We start from the raw sequence: 239 nt of genomic DNA, 5'->3' as shown, positions 1-239 counted from the left end.
ACAAGGACGGCAAGAACATCTTCACCAGCGAGGATCCCGAGCAGAACGCCGCGTTGCGCCACGCGATCGGCGGTGTGCTCGAGACCCTGCCGGCGTCGATGGCCTTCCTCTGCCCGAACGTCAACTCGTTCCGCCGTTTCCTGCCCGACACCTCGGCGCCGGTAAACGTGGAGTGGGGCGAAGAGAACCGCACCGTCGGCCTGCGCGTGCCGGACTCCAATCCGGAGAACCGCCGCGTG

General features: G+C 66.9%; 1 pseudogene. It reads left to right on the top strand.

Annotated features, from left to right (window positions below):
- Nucleotides 1-239 (top strand): annotated as a pseudogene (locus J5M67_RS29375) (glutamine synthetase); the annotation flags it as partial.

The organism is Pseudomonas sp. 30_B (genome assembly GCF_017491605.1).
Classification (GTDB): Bacteria; Pseudomonadota; Gammaproteobacteria; order Pseudomonadales; family Pseudomonadaceae; genus Pseudomonas.
This window is presented reverse-complemented; position numbering and strand designations above follow the sequence as displayed.